Source organism: Paenibacillus sp. MT86, assembly GCF_058792535.1.
This window is the reverse complement of record NZ_CM179499.1, coordinates 5,814,526-5,831,143: the sequence shown is the minus strand read 5'-3', so window position 1 is coordinate 5,831,143 and position 16,618 is coordinate 5,814,526. Positions and strand designations below refer to the sequence as shown.

18 protein-coding genes and 1 pseudogene are annotated in these 16,618 nt (G+C 50.4%); 10 read left to right on the top strand and 9 right to left on the bottom strand.

Annotation, left to right across the window (positions count from 1 at the left end; translation table 11 throughout):
- Positions 1-12: 12 nt before the first annotated feature.
- The 3 genes from AC3RCL_RS26430 to AC3RCL_RS26420 all read right to left on the bottom strand — a co-directional run bounded on the left by AC3RCL_RS26430 (position 13) and on the right by AC3RCL_RS26420 (position 1,732).
- On the bottom strand, positions 13-462 hold the full coding sequence (locus tag AC3RCL_RS26430) for a DUF6199 family natural product biosynthesis protein (protein ID WP_096776528.1): 450 nt from the start codon (positions 460-462) through the stop codon (positions 13-15).
- Between the two features lie 175 nt (positions 463-637).
- Positions 638-877, bottom strand: a complete 240-nt coding sequence (locus AC3RCL_RS26425) for a WGxxGxxG family protein (RefSeq protein WP_015737275.1) — start codon at positions 875-877, stop codon at positions 638-640.
- Between the two features lie 162 nt (positions 878-1,039).
- Complete coding sequence (locus AC3RCL_RS26420) at positions 1,040-1,732, bottom strand: hypothetical protein (protein WP_492532971.1); 693 nt, start codon at positions 1,730-1,732, stop codon at positions 1,040-1,042.
- 210 nt (positions 1,733-1,942) lie between these two features.
- Between AC3RCL_RS26420 and AC3RCL_RS26415 the strand changes: the two genes are divergently transcribed.
- Positions 1,943-2,107 (top strand): sporulation protein Cse60, encoded by a 165-nt coding sequence (locus AC3RCL_RS26415; RefSeq protein WP_009593971.1) that lies wholly within the window; start codon positions 1,943-1,945, stop codon positions 2,105-2,107.
- An 83-nt stretch (positions 2,108-2,190) separates the two neighbouring features.
- On the opposite strand, the gene AC3RCL_RS26410 is transcribed toward AC3RCL_RS26415, so the two are convergent.
- The gene (locus tag AC3RCL_RS26410) at positions 2,191-3,348 is read right to left on the bottom strand and encodes a PsbP-related protein (RefSeq protein WP_452518073.1); all 1,158 of its coding nucleotides are present in this window, start codon (positions 3,346-3,348) and stop codon (positions 2,191-2,193) included.
- Positions 3,349-3,908: 560 nt separating this feature from the next.
- On the opposite strand from AC3RCL_RS26410, the gene AC3RCL_RS26405 reads away from it, so the two are divergent.
- From AC3RCL_RS26405 to AC3RCL_RS26385, 5 genes and pseudogenes are all read left to right on the top strand, one after another.
- Complete coding sequence (locus tag AC3RCL_RS26405) at positions 3,909-4,721, top strand: undecaprenyl-diphosphate phosphatase (RefSeq protein ID WP_015737273.1); 813 nt, start codon at positions 3,909-3,911, stop codon at positions 4,719-4,721.
- 140 nt (positions 4,722-4,861) lie between these two features.
- Positions 4,862-5,497, top strand: coding sequence for a pyridoxamine 5'-phosphate oxidase family protein (locus AC3RCL_RS26400; protein WP_492532968.1), 636 nt, complete (start codon positions 4,862-4,864; stop codon positions 5,495-5,497).
- Between the two features lie 80 nt (positions 5,498-5,577).
- Positions 5,578-6,783: a phosphoenolpyruvate hydrolase family protein gene (locus AC3RCL_RS26395; protein WP_492532966.1), complete on the top strand. Its 1,206-nt coding sequence runs from the start codon at positions 5,578-5,580 to the stop codon at positions 6,781-6,783.
- A 129-nt stretch (positions 6,784-6,912) separates the two neighbouring features.
- Positions 6,913-8,123: pseudogene (locus AC3RCL_RS26390) on the top strand (Tm-1-like ATP-binding domain-containing protein).
- Between the two features lie 49 nt (positions 8,124-8,172).
- Complete coding sequence (locus AC3RCL_RS26385; RefSeq protein WP_096776523.1) at positions 8,173-9,003, top strand: phosphoenolpyruvate hydrolase family protein; 831 nt, start codon at positions 8,173-8,175, stop codon at positions 9,001-9,003.
- 182 nt (positions 9,004-9,185) lie between these two features.
- On the opposite strand, the gene AC3RCL_RS26380 is transcribed toward AC3RCL_RS26385, so the two are convergent.
- Complete coding sequence (locus AC3RCL_RS26380) at positions 9,186-9,362, bottom strand: hypothetical protein (protein ID WP_492536515.1); 177 nt, start codon at positions 9,360-9,362, stop codon at positions 9,186-9,188.
- Positions 9,363-9,545: 183 nt separating this feature from the next.
- Entirely contained in the window at positions 9,546-9,863 is a 318-nt protein-coding gene (locus AC3RCL_RS26375) for a hypothetical protein (RefSeq protein ID WP_492532964.1), read from the bottom strand.
- Between the two features lie 169 nt (positions 9,864-10,032).
- Here AC3RCL_RS26375 and AC3RCL_RS26370 point away from each other — a divergent pair, with 169 nt between their 5' ends.
- From AC3RCL_RS26370 to AC3RCL_RS26355, 4 genes are all read left to right on the top strand, one after another.
- A complete protein-coding gene (locus AC3RCL_RS26370) occupies positions 10,033-11,010 on the top strand; it encodes a LacI family DNA-binding transcriptional regulator (RefSeq protein ID WP_492532962.1) in 978 nt (325 codons plus the stop codon).
- 155 nt (positions 11,011-11,165) lie between these two features.
- Positions 11,166-12,092, top strand: coding sequence for a prenyltransferase (locus AC3RCL_RS26365; protein WP_492532960.1), 927 nt, complete (start codon positions 11,166-11,168; stop codon positions 12,090-12,092).
- 17 nt (positions 12,093-12,109) lie between these two features.
- The gene (locus AC3RCL_RS26360) at positions 12,110-12,841 is read left to right on the top strand and encodes a DUF6081 family protein (protein WP_492532958.1); all 732 of its coding nucleotides are present in this window, start codon (positions 12,110-12,112) and stop codon (positions 12,839-12,841) included.
- A 372-nt stretch (positions 12,842-13,213) separates the two neighbouring features.
- The gene (locus AC3RCL_RS26355; RefSeq protein WP_492532956.1) at positions 13,214-13,504 is read left to right on the top strand and encodes a hypothetical protein; all 291 of its coding nucleotides are present in this window, start codon (positions 13,214-13,216) and stop codon (positions 13,502-13,504) included.
- 37 nt (positions 13,505-13,541) lie between these two features.
- Here AC3RCL_RS26355 and AC3RCL_RS26350 read toward each other — a convergent pair whose 3' ends face one another.
- Genes AC3RCL_RS26350 through AC3RCL_RS26340 form a run of 3 tightly spaced genes read right to left on the bottom strand, consistent with a single transcriptional unit; the run spans position 13,542 to position 16,492 of the window.
- Entirely contained in the window at positions 13,542-14,462 is a 921-nt protein-coding gene (locus AC3RCL_RS26350) for a glycine betaine ABC transporter substrate-binding protein (RefSeq protein ID WP_096776519.1), read from the bottom strand.
- Between the two features lies 1 nt (position 14,463).
- Positions 14,464-15,297 carry an ABC transporter permease gene (locus AC3RCL_RS26345; protein ID WP_015737263.1) on the bottom strand — a complete coding sequence of 278 codons (834 nt, stop codon included), beginning with the start codon at positions 15,295-15,297 and terminating at the stop codon, positions 14,464-14,466.
- Positions 15,290-16,492, bottom strand: coding sequence for a quaternary amine ABC transporter ATP-binding protein (locus AC3RCL_RS26340; protein WP_492532953.1), 1,203 nt, complete (start codon positions 16,490-16,492; stop codon positions 15,290-15,292). Before AC3RCL_RS26340 ends, AC3RCL_RS26345 begins: the two co-directional genes overlap by 8 nt.
- Between the last annotated feature and the right edge of the window lie 126 nt (positions 16,493-16,618).

Genomic DNA, 16,618 nt, shown 5'->3' with positions numbered 1-16,618 from the left:
TCAGTCCACATGTCAAACCAATAAGATGATTAGGCCAAGTACAAAAAAAGCGGATCCGAGGCATATGGAAACCAATCCGCCGAATTTAACTAAATCCATGTAAGTATCGCTTCGTTCCGAATCTCCTTTGACTTGCCAGCCTTCATCCCTGCTCCAGCCGAATGTCGGATACCTTCTGGCAAGGAGCCCTATACCTATGAGGATCACAGCAAACCCGAAAAGTGCCCCCCATGACATAGGGGTACCGCCAGGTCGAACAAGCGTCGCTAACCCGATTAAGACCAATACGCCGCCAATAAATCCGCCTATTGCCGCACCGACCTGGGTTTTTAACAAATCATGATCGTCCTGCTCGTAGTCTTCCGGCAACCTTTTGTTCCATCGTATCCAATCCGAATCCGGATTCATGAAGGTATAACGGCAATTTAGAATGATAACGACGCCAAATAACATCCATAACATTGAAATCAACCCCTTGAGGATTCATACGGAGTAACAAAATGGAAGTTCCGGTAAAGTGAAGTAAGACGTGAAGTATGGAGATCTAAAGTTACAAATTAAAGGGTACCTGAAAAGAAAAAATCCTGCTCTTATGTGAGCAGGATTTTACTTCTGTTCCCTAAGCTTATCGCAAAAATTAATGGCGCTCCGGGGTACGGCGTCTTAACCCAGCAAGACCGGCAAGACCAATTAATCCAAGCCAACCCCAGTCTGTATCGTTATCATTGGTGGCTGCGTTGGTGTTATAACTTCTAGCGTTAACGTTGTTTGTATTCATGTCGTTTGCATTCCTGTTGTTGTTTTCGGCGGAAACAGGGACAACCAACATGCAAGCAATGCTCATAGCCGCGAGAAAAGACATGCAGATTTTCTTCATGTTAAGGACCTCCTTTCTCTGTTCGTCTGAAATGCATGGGCAGGTACCAAAATTATCTTGCCCCAAATAATCTTTAACGATTCTTTACCAAACGAGTGTACTTCTGCCTTCCGAGTAGTGAGACTGTGCTGATTTTTTCCTTTTATCCGCTATTTCACCGGATTAATGTCGATCCATTTCGAAATGGACCGAGCCGCTGTCGCGCGGATCGGTTATTGTTTTGCGGGCGATGAGATTCCCCTCACAATCCCAACCTTCGATATCAAAAGGTGTGGAAGCGGGCGACGGCAGAAAAACGAACCAGATCATTCTTCCGGCTTCCGCAGCAGTCAGCTTAGCGTTATAACTACCTTTGCCCTTGATTTTGACGCTTACTTTTTTGATCGAGGGATCCAGAATATCCCCGAACACCATGGGAAATGGGGTAGAGAGATGGTCTAATTCAGGCATGCCCATGTAATTTAACGCTGCTATGGATTGTGAAGATTCGCCGATTCCATATCCGCCGCCCCAAGCCCATTTCCAACCGATCCGAGTTTTTCGTACATATTCTACTTGCAGATTATGGCTTCCCGCTTGGTAAGGTCGTTTCATAAATAAAAGAGTGCCTCCGCTCACGGGTTCACGGTGAATGACATGCATGGAGGATGGGCCTCTAAACTGTTCAACCGCGGTATCCGGAGTCTTCCCGAGCGGGATATGAAGGATACTGTCCTGCCCCAGCGCTCGCGACATGCGACGATCCGTTAATCCGCCAGGGCGTTCCATCATATAGATGAAGGCGTAGAAGAGAACGGCCGAAAGTAATATCAGTTTGGCAGCAAGCCTGATGATTCGTTTATGTTTAACTGGCATAATGCGTCCACCACCATAACATTTTTAATAATCATTTCTGAAAATCGAATAACAACTCCACCAATATACCATAATTTGGGGTGTTATTTAGCAGTGCGTGTGGAAAACAGATAGAAGGCCAGTGTAAGGTATAGATGAAACGTGTCGTTTGCTCGATTCCAGCAGGGAACTCCCGTTTTATGTCGAAGTTTGAAATTAGGGGGTGCTTATATGCTAAAAACATTGAAGGTCGAGCTCTTTAGCGATTCCAATCTGGACGATTTGCAGGATCAGGTGAATGAATTCCTGTATAACATTCATCCTGACGATGTGAAGGATATTAAGCTTTCATCGGCAGACGGAACATACGATATTTTGGTCATATATAAAGAATAAGAAAAAGCACCTTAAAGGTGCTTTTCTCTATTCTGGCATGACTGAGCTGAAAAAAGGCGCTATCCTAAAAGGGGCATTTTCAACTATGGAGTCTTTTCGATGGTCGAAACTCCTATAAGAATGGAATTGGTAGTTCCGCCGCTAATATTTTCGAATGAATAATAAGTTGCCGGAACTCCCCTCATCGTTACATAATCATCTTGCAAAATATCGCCGGTAGAGTGGGCATAAAAACCGATAATGGAGTTATCGTTATCATCGACGATGTGAATTTCGGTAACGGTAACGCCCTCGTCGAGTTCCTCTTCGATGATATCAACTACGTATCCACTGACCTCGAACATCTGGTCCAAATAGGGGCTCAGATTTTTGTTGAGGTGACGTGACGTGATGTTGGGATCGACTTCAGCCTTTGCTCTCTTTTGAGCTTCAGGCGTAAGCGCTGGAAATAACTCATAGTGCTCGACAAAGTAGTTGTAGGTTAGCTCGTCAAGTGCTCCGTCTTCAATTTCTATTGGGATAATATAAGCCATGATTTCAGCGAATAGGTTTTGTTCTGTCAATTCCTCGGCACTACTGCCATCATTAGTATCCGAGAGTGCAGCCTCTTCCCTAATTTTAACGATTTCGAATGAATCCATTATATTTTGGACAACCGCTTTACCCCCGTTATCGTAAGCTGTTTTGGAATAGGAAATCGAAAGAGTGTAAAGCTCATTGCCGTTCGAAACAAAATATTGAGTCAATACCACTTGCGCGTTTAACTCTCCTTGGGTGTATTCGCTCTCCAGGATCCCGGCTGCTTTCTCGGGAACGTCGATGTAATTCAATTTTTTAAAGTTTTGTATCACCTCTCCGCCAGCTCCATTGGATAAAGCATGGATTGAGGAGTTAGCTGCTTCCTCGGGAGTTGCCGATGATTCCTCGACTATCAAATTTAGATTATCGGCAAAATTGCCCTTGGGATTCGAATCGACAAATGCAGCAACGATTTGAGGCATGTTAAGCTGTGCATCCTTCCATGTAGAAGGATATGAAAAGGAGAAGTTCTCGCCCGTATAGGGTTGGGTTTCCATGTTTCCTGTATCCTCTGCACTTACAGCAGCCGTGTTTTTCGCCACTTCCTCGTCTGCCGGTGCAGGGACGGATGAAGGTTGTTCGGTTGTGTCTTTCTGAGGACTGCACGCAGTCAGGATGACAAGTAAAAGAAATAGTACGGATAATTTTGTTGGGTGCTTCATGACTAGGCTCTTTTCTGTTGTCCCTATCGGCTAGGGTATTTGCTCGACGGAAGAATTCCGCTAGTTGCTGGTAATCTGGTACGCAAGCTTTTATCAAGAATAGGAAGATTATAGAATAGTCTATCAGAACTAGGTATATATTTCTAGGATTCATGATAAATTCCGAGAAATTTGTAGAAATACCGATGATTATGGGATAAAAGAACCATGTTTTAAGTTGATATAACCGTTTGATATCGGACGTCAGAGGTGAACCCATCATCCCCAACTTTTTATGTCCCCCTAATGAAGCTTTAAGGTTCCATTAAGCTACGCATCTTATGATGGAATCACCTCTTAACAATAGATTAGGAGCCCCTCTAATTCCGTGGTTAGAGGGGCTTCTCTTGTTTACATATCTTTTTTGCGCCAATGGAACAACGGGAGGTTATCGTCTTTCCGGCAGCTCCATGCAGCCAACGATGACTCTGCTCGTGGTTTGATTCTTCCTGTTTTTATGAGATATGATAGACTAGTATTTTTATAAGCTATACCCATGTTGCAAAGAAAGTAGGAGAGTAATGGAAGATTTCATCTTGTGGTTGAAGTATCTGCTGCTGGGAATTGTGCAGGGGGTTACAGAGCCGATTCCGGTATCCTCCAGCGGTCATTTGATTGTCGCCCAAAGGCTGATGGGCATGGAGCAGAACGGGCTGTCGTTCGAAATACTGACCAATACGGCCTCATTGATTGCGATCGTGTTCATCTTTCGCAAGGATTTGCAGAGATTGATTGTGAACGGCCTAAGTTATGTTCGGACACGACGACCGGAGTTTAAATCCGACTTCATGTTCATTCTGTATATTATTGTGGGTACGATTCCGGCTGTCATCATCGGACTGTTGTTCAAAGACCAGATTGAGGAAATATTCGCTTCGGTTCGCACGGTAGGCGTCGCGCTGCTATTTACGGGAGTGGCCCTCTGGCTGATTCGGAACCTTCGCGGCCGCAAGCTGGATAATGACTTGTCGTTCAAGGACGCGCTTATCGTAGGCTTGGCACAGGCGGTGGCGCTGATTCCGGGGATCAGCCGATCCGGCTCGACCGTCATTACGTCGATCGCCGTGGGGATGAAGCAGGAGACGGCCCTGCGGTTTTCCTTTATGCTGTACATTCCGATAAGCCTCGGGGGCATGGTGCTAGGCGTGTCGGATATGGCATCGGATCCCGATTTTGCTCCGCTGTTCATTCCCTATTTGATCGCATTTATCGCGACGCTCATCTGCACCTATTTTGCGATGAAATGGTTCATGAATATCATGGCGCGCGGGAATCTGAAATATTTCGCTTATTATTGCTTTGTTGTCGGCATTTTGCTGCTTGTCTTCTTATAAGAATGAGGGAAGGCTTCTCATAAGGTTCCTTGAACTTGTGAGGAGCTTTTTTTCATACTGTGGAAAGGAAGCAAGGCGATCATTGCGTAGTATCGGATATAAGAAAGGTATAAGATGAAGTTAATAGGAGGGTGGTTGTGATGTCAAAAATTCCGTTTCAATCGGTCGTTTCATCGGAGGAGGAGCTTCGAAACTTGTTCGGCGATTCCAATCACGTGGTCAAACATAAAACCATTCATCGATTGGACCATCATTGCAAAGACTTTATTTCGAAGAGCCCCTTGTTGTTTATGGCTACTTCCGACGCATCCGGAGCCTGCGACGTTTCGCCCCGGGGAGATGCGGCGGGATTCGTGCATCTGATCGAGGAGTCCTGCTTGGTCATTCCGGAGCGTCCGGGCAATCGACGGTTTGATTCGCTGCGGAATATCCTGTCCAACCCGAGAGTCGGGATCGTGTTTGTCATACCGGGTTTGAAGGAGACCTTGCGAATCAACGGCAGCGCCGTCTTGGTAAGGGACGAAGAAATCCTGGATCGGCTTAGCGTACAAGGCAAACGCCCATGGCTTGGCATTGCGGTCTCGGTCGAGGAATGCTATATGCACTGTGCAAAAGCTTTCATGCGTTCGCAAGCATGGGATCCCGATTCCTGGATACCCAGCGAACAGATGCCGAATCCATCCAAGATCATCGCGGATCATGTGAATCAAGCTCACGTGACGGAGGAATCCGTTGCCCGGGGAATGCAGGACAGTTACACGAATCGCCTCTATTGATTTTCATTTATAATAGGTATAGCGATATAAGGAAACGATGAGATATGACGGTCAGATTGAAGATAAGGGGACCAATAACTTTGATAACGACCAGAGAACAGGTATTGGATCGATTACATAGGGGGATACAGACCCAGGAGCGATTGGTCGGGGTAGCGGCAGGAGCAGGAATATCGGCAAAATATGCGGTCAAAGGCGGCGCCGATCTGATACTGGCCTTGAATTCCGGCCGTTTTCGGCAGATGGGGCTGGGCTCCTTGGCGGGCTTCATGCCCTATGCGAACTGCAATGAAATGGTGATGGATTTCGGCTCGCGCGAAATTCTTTCCGTGGTCCGCGACGCACCGGTGATATTCGGTTTATGCGGAACGGATCCAACCGTTCAGCTGCCGGGATACTTGGATGCCATTCGCGGAAGCGGTTTTGCCGGCATCATCAACTACCCGACGGTGGGAATGATTGACGGACAGTTCCGCGAAGCCTTGGAGGAAGAAGGCATCACGTATCTGCAGGAGGTGGAAGCCATCCGGATTGCCCATGAGCGCGATATGTTTACGATGGCCTTCGTATTCAATCCGGAGCAGACGACATGGATGCTGGATGCGGGAGCGGATATCATCTGCGCCCATCTGGGCGTTACGGCGGGCGGGATGATGGGGACCTCGAAAGCATGGTCGCTGGAGAAGGGTGCCGAAATCGCCAGAGAAATTTTTGCCGTCTGTGACGACTCGGGCAAGCAGCCGATCAAGCTCGTATATGGCGGTCCGGTCCATACGCCCATCGATGTCCAGTACATGTACGACAACACGTCCGCCATGGGGTACGTGGGCGGCTCGAGCTTTGAGCGAACGCCGACGGAAGAAGCCATCGTGGATGCGACGCATCGTTTTAAGGCAACGGGCCATCTGGAGCAGGACCGGCAGCTGATGGACAAGCTGACGCAGCTGGATGAACCGATGGACTATGTTGCCTTTGTGAAAGAATACGTAGCCGAGCATTATGCAAACCCGATTTCAATGTCGGAGCTGGCCGAACGGATCCACGTTTCAAGAACGCATCTTAGCTCGCTTTTTAACAGGGAAGTGGGGTGCAGCTTTCCCGAATATATAGCCAAATACCGTATTCACAAGGCGCAGGATATCATGAAGCACAGCAAGCTATCCCTGGGTAGAATAGCGGAGCTGGTCGGTTACCCGGACTATGTTCATTTCAGCAAGACCTTCAAAAAATACGCAGGCATGTCTCCCCAAGCCTATCGTCAGCATATGAAAGACAAATATACATAAAGATCGTACATGGATACGATCCTTTTTATTTGAAAGCGCTGTATTATGGTCTTACAGGGATCACATGCCGGACCTGTCAGTCAGAACGGGGCAAGCGATCCTGAGAAGAGACATGGGGAGGTCTTCACGGTGAAAACCATAGCCATTGCGGGGACGTTTGATACGAAGGGTGCTGAGTTTTTATACGTTAAATCGGTGATCGAGAGCTTGGGGTTACAAACGTTTACGATTCATAGCGGCGTGTTTGAGCCGATGTTCACGCCGGATGTAACCAATATCGAGGTTGCAGGGGCGGCAGATGCGGATCTGCGCGAAATCGCGGCCCGGAAGGACCGGTCGGCAGGGACTGCAGTATTGGCTCAAGGGATGGAACAAATCGTGCCGAAGCTGTATGCAGAGGGCAAATTCGACGCCATACTGTCATTCGGCGGTACGGGGGGAACTTCCATCGTCACCGCCGGCATGCGAGCATTGCCGATCGGCGTACCAAAATTGATGGTCTCCACCGTCGCTTCCGGCAATACGGCGCCTTATGTAGGGACAAGCGACATTATCATGTTTCCGTCCATCGTGGATGTATCCGGCCTGAACTCGTTTTCCACCAAAATATTCACGAACGCGGCACACGCGATAGCCGGCATGGTTAAGTTCGAATCGGCTGCGCCGATGGATAAAAAGCCGCTGATTGCAGCGACGATGTTCGGGGTAACAACCCCCTGCATCGATTATGCCAGAGAGCATCTAGAATCGCATGGGTACGAAGTGCTGGTGTTCCATGCAACCGGCACGGGCGGGCGAACGATGGAAAGCCTCATTGAGGCCGGATTCATTGACGGTGTATTGGATTTGACGACAACGGAATGGTGCGATGAGCTGGTTGGCGGCGTTTTGGCGGCAGGGCCGAATCGGCTGGAAGCAGCCGGACGCTGTAAGGTGCCGCAGGTCGTATCGACCGGGGCGCTCGATATGGTCAACTTCGGTCCGTATGATACCGTGCCGGAGGCATTCCGGGGACGAACCTGTACAAGCATAACCCTTCGGTTACGCTGATGCGGACCACGGTGGAGGAGAACCGGCAGCTTGGCGGGATCCTTGCGGATAAACTGAATTCGTCGCAAGGTCCTACGGTGTTGATGCTGCCGCTGAAAGGCGTATCGATGCTCGATGTGGAAGGCGAAGCATTCCATGGAACGGAAGAGGATAAGATGCTGTTCGACACGTTAAGACAACGGATAGACCGTGAGACCGTTGAGCTGATCGAGATGAATACCGATATTAACGATCAAGCTTTTGCGGTGGCCGCGGCCGATAAGCTGATGGAATTGATGAAGCGGCAATGAGAAGGGGAAGCCACAGGGCCAAGCATTTAAACTGAAGGAGGAACATATCATGGCCATGCAAACTAGAGCAGAAGTATTAGCGAAACTAAAATCAGAGGTTGCAGCGGGTAAGGTGTTATTGGGAGCTGGAGCAGGGACAGGGATTTCTGCCAAGAGCGCCGAAGCGGGCGGCGTAGACTTAATCATTATTTATAACTCGGGCCGTTACCGGATGGCCGGGCGGGGATCTCTCGCTGGACTGATGGCGTACGGGGATGCCAATCAGATCGTGGTGGACATGGGGAATGAGGTGCTGCCGGTCGTGAAGCATACGCCGGTGTTGGCGGGAGTTTGCGGCACGGACCCGTTCCGGATCATGGATATTTTTCTGAAGCAGCTGAAGGAGCAAGGGTTTGCGGGCGTGCAGAACTTTCCGACGGTGGGCTTGATTGACGGCGTATTCCGGGCGAATCTGGAAGAGACGGGCATGGGCTATGATCTTGAGGTCGAGATGATCCGGAAGGCGCATGAGCTGGATTTGGTAACCACGCCGTATGTGTTTGACGTCGATCAGGCGAAGAAGATGGCCGAAGCCGGAGCCGATGTCCTGGTTGCTCATATGGGTCTTACCACGAAAGGCACCATAGGCGCAAAAACGGCGCTGACGCTCGACGACTGCGTGGACAAGATTCAAGCGATCTGCGATGCCGGAAAGGCCGTCAACCCGGACATTATGATTCTGTGCCATGGCGGTCCGATTGCGGAGCCTGAGGACGCGGCGTACGTATTGTCCAGAACCCATGGGGTGGAAGGATTCTTCGGAGCATCCAGCATCGAGCGTTTTGCCACCGAGGTTGGCATCAAGCAGCAGACAGAGGCATTCAAGAATATTTCGAAATGAAGTCGTAAGCTGGAAAAAGCATGGTTATGATCCTAAGGAACGCAGAAGACTCCCGTCAGGGAGTCTTCTTGGTGTTTTATTGTCCGTTGGACTGAAGTGACAAGGCCTGCAAGCGAATCGAAAACGGCGTATGAAATGGACATCCTCTTTCGCGCCCGGCGGCGGCTTGCCTGTTGCCCGGATCAATCATTATCCTTGCGTTTGCTCTTGGATGCAGCCACGGCAAAGGCAATAACGATAAGCGGAATGAAGATAAACCATGGGATCGTAATCGTGGTCCCCAATAGCAGGGCAAGCAGCAGCAATACCACCGTGCCAATGATCAAGTACAGGCAGCCTCTGCCGAACGTCTCCATCATCCATCATCTCCTTTTGAGAAGGATAACGTAATGGACAAGTCGCAGGTTTCGCAAAACATGGCAAAAAGGCAGAAGCCTTGCCCTTGCCATCACGCCCTTTCCGGTCACGCTGACAATGAATGAAGGTTTCCACCCAATCACAGTGTAAAGTATGAAAAGCATACCAGATCAAGATCAAATTTTTTATCGCTGTTCATCTTTTGCGTTCATTTTATAATCCTTCAAAGCGCTAAGATTGGCCCGGGAATTTCCAAGCGGCGGCTTTTTGTCGCCTGGTTCCGGAGGCAGACGGTGAAGCACTTCCCGAAGCAGGGCATGATTCTCCCACACGATTTCGTGAATTTCGCCCACCGTATAGAATAAGGCGCCCAAGATTGCGCTGCCAATAAGCCAAGCGATGCCTGTCAGCCAATTGCCCTCCATGATGATATGAATGATGACTCCTCCGATAAAACCGCCGATGAACCATACAGCGCCAAGCGTCTTGAACAGTTTCGACATGCCGATACCTCCATAGGATGATATCATCAATCGTATCAAAAAAAGTAAGTCATGGATATGACGCAATACGAACGCAGAAACCTCAACTGCTGGAGGCTTAATTTTGAATAGAGGAAGCAATCATGATAGTATCAGGAATGAACCAGTGGATGAAGGGGGCATATCGATTGTGGCCAATATTAAAGAGATAGCCAAGCTTGCAGGCGTGTCGGTATCTACTGTATCCCGGGTGCTGAATAACCACCCTTATGTCAGAGAAGAGAAGCGGGCACGCGTGCTGGAAACGATGAAGCAGCTGAAATACGCCAGGAATATGAATGCGGTCCATCTGATTACAGGGAAAACGATGAATATTGCCATTATGCTTCCGTTTATTAATCATGCCTACTTCTCCTTGCTGATGGAAGGAGCCGGCCAAGAAGCGCTTGCCGCTAGCTATCGCCTCATCCTGTGCCAAACCGGGTATGCGCCGGATAAGGAAGTGGAAGTGCTGGAGATGCTGCGCAACCGCGAGATTGACGGCATCATTATTCTATCGTCGGCCGTGACGCCGAAACAGATCGAAGCCTATTGCGCTTTCGGACCGATTGTATGCTGTCAGGATGCAGGGGAACGCTTATTTTCTTCTATATATATAAACCATGCTGAGGCATTTCGCAGTGCCATGCGTTATTTGATAAGGCGGGGACATCGCCGCATCGGCTTCACCGTAGGAAGACTGGACAGTCCGAGCACGAGAGCACGCCAAGCGGCCTATGAAGAAGTGCTTCAAGAAATCGGAGAACCTTACCGCGAGGAATGGATCCTGGACGGTTGTATTGATCTCGAGGACGGTGCAGCGATTATGGATCGGCTGTCGGGCATGGAGGAACGTCCCAGCGCCATATTGGTGACGGGTGACCATGTGGCCGCCGGGTTAATCTATGAAGCGGAGAAAAGAGGGCTGTCCATCCCGCAAGAGCTGGCCGTCATCGGATTCGACAACCAGCCGATCGGCAAAATGCTGGGCCTTACTACGATCGATAACCGCCTGTTTGATATGGGTACGGAGGCGTTCAGGATACTCTATGCACATATTCAAGGGGAGCAGAAGGAGCCGATTCGGAAGGAGCTTGCTTTCGAGCTGATTGAACGTTCGTCGGTCTAATGGCTGCAAAACCAAGTTATAACAAACGGATTACAAAGTTCGACAATTGTGATATTCTTATCTATGCAAGTGCTTTGTTTCACAACGCTAAACGTCTGCAAGCGATTTGCAGGCGTTCTATTCTGTATCATAGAAGGGAAAGGAGCATATCAAACGTGGATGCCCTTACACAGTTTAAAAAAGCTTCCCGAATCAAAGTGATTCCCGTCATGCTGATTCCGGTCGCTTTGGGAGCGCTCGGGGCTTACGTATGGACGGGTACATTTCATATAGGCCTTTTTTTATTGACCTTGATCGGGAGCGGCGCTGCCCATTTGTTCTCCAATATGGTGAACGATTTATGGGACTATAAGAACGGAACGGACACAGAAGCGCAGGAGCATATAGATGCAATCTCCACCAACTCCGGGTTTTTGACCAAGGGCGTCTGGTCGCTCCGTAAGTTCGAGATCGTCACTTGGACGCTGTTCGGGATCGCGGCGCTGAGCGGCATCATCCTCAGCTTGATCAGCGGCTGGTGGGCTTTCGTCTTTGGCGGACTCGGCGGGTTGATCGCTTACTTTTACGTTGCACCGCCGATTCGATTCGGTTATCGCGGCAAGGGCTACAGTGAAATTGCGATTTTGCTGTCCTTTGGTATTTTGCCGGTGATGGGCGCATACTACGTTCAAACCTCACATACGGATGTTCGGGCCTTGCTGCTGTCACTGCCCATCGGGCTGCTGACAACGTTGATTTTGTTCAACCATCACTTTTTGCATTGGCAGGCAGACCGTCAGGCCGGGAAGAAGACCCTGGTCGTGGTATGGGGCGAAAAGAGAGCGCTGAACTTCTCACGAGTTCTGCTGCTGCTGGCATGCCTCTCCTTGATAGCCTGCGTATTGGCCGGAGCGCTCCCGCCTTACGCACTGATTGCGCTGCTTACGATCATTCCGTTGTATCTTGTCTATGGAAGGCTGAAGGACAGCAACCGTTCGGAGGCATATTTACCGCTGATGGGCGCGTCAACGATGACCACCATGCGCTGCGGCGGCGTGCTGATCCTGTCATTGATCATTCAGGGAATCATTCAGACTTTGTAAGGAAGAAGGGGAAATAGATGGAACAACAACGCGTTTTTGGTGATTTTCACTCCATCCTGTCCGAGAGCGGGACTTGGAAGATCGGCGGGTTCCCGCTGCCGGACGGTTCATTCTGGGAATATCGCGAGCCGAATGCGGTCGTTATCGTCCGCAATGGCATTCTGTACGTACGCGCACCGCTGAGCCGCCAGAATAACCAGATCCAAATTCTCGATAACGCCAAGCATATGTATTATTCCAACGAAGAAGTGGACGTGCCGGAATCCGGCGAGGTGACCTTCGAGCTGCAAATTCGGGCCCGCACCCAAGGAACGGTTCCCGGCGACTTGTATGACGGCTACGTATCTTTGAATCTGCTTGATTTCAGCACCGGCGGGGCACTGGACTTTTTTGCTTCGAACGACAAATACGCCAGCGTGTATGCGGTCCTGCCGTTCCCGGGCGTGCAGGTGCCGGAATCGGACAAGACCCGTTACTTCTGCATTTTCAAAGAGGAAGATACGCACTTTACGCCGCGGGAATTCAACACGTACAAAATCACGTATAACCGTGCCGAGGACGAAGCTATCTTCTACGTGAACGGCGAAGAGATCCGCCGGGAGAAAAACATCCCGATCAAGTTCAACAAATTCACCATCGCGCTTGGCATCATGACCGAAAAAGACCTGACGCCGAAGGGCAGCGTATCCGTGCACGGACAAACCGTCATTGCGGAATACTCTCCCGTGACGGTTACGATAAAAGAGTAGACTTATATAGTAGAAAAAAAGATCATGTCCATCTGTTGGGCATGATCTTTTTTAATTCGTGAGAGAAGGACGGCCTGCTGCAGCATTGTTCGAGGCCGAATCGGGGAGGCTGTAAGCCCCCGAAAGGCCGAAGAAGCCGAGCCGGCAAGCCTGTGAGTCCCAAGGGGATTCACAGCATGTTCGGCCATTCGGGTGTAGGAAGATTAGGTGGGAGCCAGTGGCAGTGCCACAAGCCGAGCCGGCAAGCCTGTGAGTCCCAAGGGGAATCACAGCATGTCCGGCCATTCGAGTGTAGGAAGATTAGGTGGGAGCCAGTGGCAGTGCCACACAAGCCGAGCCGGCAAGCCTGTGAGTCCCAAGGGGATTCACAGCATGTCCGGCTATAAATCAGGCAAAGCTGACCGTGTCGAACTGGTCAGCATTGCCCCTTCCCCGCCCAACCCCCAAAAAGCCATCCCTGAGAAAAGGGATGGCTCTCTTTGTGGGAAAGATTGGAGGCCGGGCCCAAGAAAAGAGGATGTATCCGTGGAGGAGACCTGGCGTTCGCCTTTGAAACCGGGAAAATACTGCAAAAATATCATCCTGTTTTCCTGGTTTCAACAGCGACCGGAACGGATGCATCCTCCCCAGACCAGGCCGACTAATCTTGATCACCCAAAATAAGAAAGCCATCCCACAACCCATGGGATGGCGTTTACCCTTATTTCAGATCTTCAATCGAATTGGCTTCCACGTAAGACGGAACCACCAGTCCGGTTTTTACGCCTTCCATGTTGGCGCCAAGGTCTTCCACTTGGTCCTTGAATTTATCCCAGTAGTCCGCATGCGTCAGCGGCAGCCAAGCAGCCACGGTGGCGTCCACGTCGCCGTTGGCAACGCCGGTCCACATAGGGCCTGCTTCTACTTGAAGGGCCTCAACTTTGTAACCCAGCTTTTCTTCCATGATCACTTTCAGCAGGTTGGTGCTGGCAATTTCGGAATCCCAAGCCACATAACTGAATTTGAAGCTTTTGCCGTCAACCGGTTGAACGCCTTCGAGCCAAGCATCGACTTTCTCAGCGTTGCTGTCCGCCCATTCTTTAGCAGCAGCCTCAGGGTCTTGGCCTTCTTGGATCGCGGTCATAATCTGACCCATATCGTCGGACGTCCACTTGAAATTGCTCAGGAACTTATAGGCTTCCGGATGATCTTCCTGAAGTCCAAGGCGGGCAACGGTGTGGATCTCTTCCGCTTCACCGTAGACTTTCTTCGGATCTTCCAGATACTTCAGATCGTATTTGGCGAACATCCAGTGCGGAGTCCAACCGGTAATAATGATCGGATCTTCGTTCTTGATGGCTTTATCGAGAGTTGCCGTCATGGCCGCGCCGGAACCTTCGATCAGTTTCCAGTCGGTCAATCCATATTCCTCAATCGCAGCAGCCGTTGCTTTCATAATACCCGCGCCAGGATCAATACCGATGATTTCATGTTTCACTTGTTCGCCGAGGGAAGCGGTGGAACCGCCATCAGCCCCGTTGTCCGTCGTTCCATTCGCGCCGCCGTTTCCGCCCTGACCGCAAGCGGACAGGACCAGAATAGCGGCCAAGCTCAGCAGCAACCAAAACTTCTGTTTCTTCAAATTAAGCACCCCTTTTTTTCGATTTAAATATATTTTGTGTAAAGCGGTCGAGGACAATCGCCAAAATGACGACAGCCAAGCCGGCTTCAAACCCTTTACCGATTTGCAGCTGCGTTACTGCACGATATACCTCGGCACCGATACCTTGGGCGCCGATCATCGAAGCGATAACCACCATCGACAACGACAGCATGATGGTCTGGTTAATGCCGGCCATCAAGGTTGGCATGGCCAGCGGCAGCTGAACCTTGAACAATTTCTGCCCGGAAGTCGAACCGAATGCATCCGCAGCTTCAGTCAATTCGCCGGATACTTGCATAATGCCGAGGCGGGTCAGGCGAATCGTCGGCGGAATCGCGAAGATAACCGAAGCGATAACTCCCGGAACCACGCCCAGACTGAAGAATGTGACGGCAGGCAGCAGGTATACAAATGCAGGCATGGTCTGCATAAAGTCCAGAACCGGTATGATCACGCGGGATGCGGACTTGCTATAGGCCGCCCATATCCCTAGCGGAACACCTAGAATGACGGAGATCAATGCTGCCGTGATGACCAGACTGAGCGTACTCATCGTCTGTGACCAGTAGCCCAAGTTGTCGATCAGCAGGAAACCGATGGCCGTGAACAAGGTTAACGGCAGACGGCCCAGCAGGTAGGCAATGACGGCCAGGATGACGATGAACAAATACGGATGAGGCAGCATGAACAAATCCGTAAACAACTGCACAACGTTCTCGATAATGAAAGAGATGGCGTCAAAGAATCCGGAGAACACGTCTCCCATCCAATCGACCAAGGAATCAACCCAGCTGGCAAGAGGGATCTTAGGCATCTTGCGTCACCTCCTCGCTCTTGGTTTCTCCGGCCAAGGCACCAAGGACGGCACCGCGGACGATAACGCCCATCAGTCGGCCGGTATCATCCACAACGGCCAATGGCACTTTGGACATGCTCGTAATTTCAAACAATTCATTTAGCAGCGTGTCGGGTCCGACGCTCGGTCCGTCCGTGATGAGAATATCCGCAAGCTTGCGGTTATTCTTCATGGCATCCGATGCATCTTCCGCCGTAATGACGCCGAGCAGCTTCTTCGAACGGTCGATCACGAACAGGTTCGAGATGCCGCGTTCACGCATAAGCTCCAGCGCAACCCGAGGCCCGCGATCCATCGTGATGGTTTCCGGACGGCGCATAACCCGTGAAGCGGTAAGCACCTTGGACAGATCCACGTCTTCCACGAACCGTTCGACGTAGTCGTTGGCAGGCTGGGTCAAGATTTCCTCCGGCGTGCCGATCTGCACGATCGAGCCGTCCTTCATCAAGGCAATGCGGTCGCCGATCCGAAGAGCTTCGTCCAGGTCGTGGGTAATGAACACGATGGTTTTTTTCATTTTGTCCTGAAGCTCGATCAATTCGTCCTGCATGTCTCTGCGAATGAGCGGATCCAGTGCGCTGAAAGCTTCGTCCATCAGCAGAATCTCCGGATCGTTGGCAAGCGCACGGGCCAGCCCGACGCGCTGCTGCATGCCGCCGCTGAGCTGATCGGGCATTTTTTCCTCCCAGCCCTTCAAGCCTACAAGCTCAAGCGACTTCATGGCCGCTTCGCGGCGTTTGCTCTTGTCTACCTTCTGAATCTCCAGACCGTATTCCACGTTGTCCACAACCGTGCGATGGGGGAACAAGGCGAACTTCTGGAACACCATGCTGATTTTTTTGCGGCGTACGTCCCGCAGCTGTTCCTTGTTCATCTTTCTCAGGTCCTTGCCGTGTATCAGGATTTCGCCCGATGTCGGTTCAATCAACCGATTTAGCAAACGGACGAGTGTAGACTTCCCGCTGCCCGATAGCCCCATAATCACGAAGATCTCGCCTTCCTCAATATCGAAGCTGACACGGTTAACGCCAACCGTTATATTTTTCTCTTTTGCAATTCGCGCTTTACTCCAGCCTTGCTCAAGCAATTGAAGCCCTTGTTCCGGGTTCGCGCCGAACAATTTGCTGACTTTGTTAACTTGCAGAATAGCCAAAAGTACTCCTCCTTTTATTGTATAGAGACGCGACCATTTGTCCGAGTCTTTGCCGATGTCGTCTCGTAAACCCATGTCACCCATTGTAACAACCGATACGTAAAGTATCAAACGTTATATCCGTAC

Excerpts from the sequence above, each read along its gene's own strand:
- AC3RCL_RS26430 (WP_096776528.1), bottom strand. The coding sequence starts at position 462 with ATGTTATGGATGTTATTTGGCGTCGTTATCATTCTAAATTGCCGTTAT.
- AC3RCL_RS26425 (WP_015737275.1), bottom strand. The coding sequence starts at position 877 with ATGAAGAAAATCTGCATGTCTTTTCTCGCGGCTATGAGCATTGCTTGC.
- AC3RCL_RS26420 (WP_492532971.1), bottom strand. The coding sequence starts at position 1,732 with ATGCCAGTTAAACATAAACGAATCATCAGGCTTGCTGCCAAACTGATA.
- AC3RCL_RS26415 (WP_009593971.1), top strand. The coding sequence starts at position 1,943 with ATGCTAAAAACATTGAAGGTCGAGCTCTTTAGCGATTCCAATCTGGAC.
- AC3RCL_RS26410 (WP_452518073.1), bottom strand. The coding sequence starts at position 3,348 with ATGAAGCACCCAACAAAATTATCCGTACTATTTCTTTTACTTGTCATC.
- AC3RCL_RS26405 (WP_015737273.1), top strand. The coding sequence starts at position 3,909 with ATGGAAGATTTCATCTTGTGGTTGAAGTATCTGCTGCTGGGAATTGTG.
- AC3RCL_RS26400 (WP_492532968.1), top strand. The coding sequence starts at position 4,862 with ATGTCAAAAATTCCGTTTCAATCGGTCGTTTCATCGGAGGAGGAGCTT.
- AC3RCL_RS26385 (WP_096776523.1), top strand. The coding sequence starts at position 8,173 with ATGGCCATGCAAACTAGAGCAGAAGTATTAGCGAAACTAAAATCAGAG.
- AC3RCL_RS26380 (WP_492536515.1), bottom strand. The coding sequence starts at position 9,362 with ATGATGGAGACGTTCGGCAGAGGCTGCCTGTACTTGATCATTGGCACG.
- AC3RCL_RS26375 (WP_492532964.1), bottom strand. The coding sequence starts at position 9,863 with ATGTCGAAACTGTTCAAGACGCTTGGCGCTGTATGGTTCATCGGCGGT.
- AC3RCL_RS26360 (WP_492532958.1), top strand. The coding sequence starts at position 12,110 with ATGGAACAACAACGCGTTTTTGGTGATTTTCACTCCATCCTGTCCGAG.
- AC3RCL_RS26355 (WP_492532956.1), top strand. The coding sequence starts at position 13,214 with ATGTCCGGCTATAAATCAGGCAAAGCTGACCGTGTCGAACTGGTCAGC.
- AC3RCL_RS26345 (WP_015737263.1), bottom strand. The coding sequence starts at position 15,297 with ATGCCTAAGATCCCTCTTGCCAGCTGGGTTGATTCCTTGGTCGATTGG.